The sequence below is a fragment of the Psychrobacter sp. TB20-MNA-CIBAN-0197 genome, assembly GCF_040309765.1.
GTDB lineage: Bacteria > Pseudomonadota > Gammaproteobacteria > Pseudomonadales > Moraxellaceae > Psychrobacter > Psychrobacter submarinus.
Genome location: NZ_JBEOPC010001262.1, coordinates 1 through 242, shown reverse-complemented (window position 1 = coordinate 242; position 242 = coordinate 1). Strand labels below are relative to the sequence as shown.

Genomic DNA, 242 nt, shown 5'->3' with positions numbered 1-242 from the left:
GCACTAAATACAGTGCACGGTTTACAGCAAGATGCAGGTCAAAAAGTAAAAGCGGTTGAAATGGGTGATCGAAGTGTATCGCTTGCTGAGGCGATGATTGCTTCTCAAAAATCGTCAGTTGCTTTTGAGGCTACAGTACAGGTTCGTAATAAACTTGTTGAAGCTTATAAAGAAATCATGAACATGCCTGTTTAATTAGGTAGTGGAGAATTATTGTGGCGCAATCTAACCAATCTACAGAC

At 40.1% G+C, this 242-nt stretch carries 1 protein-coding gene; it reads left to right on the top strand.

Translation table 11 applies throughout. The features are described from left to right. The coding region (gene fliE / locus AAEY83_RS18015; RefSeq protein WP_351061424.1) for a flagellar hook-basal body complex protein FliE at positions 1-195 on the top strand (195 nt) is incomplete at its 5' end. Positions 196-242 lie beyond the last annotated feature (47 nt).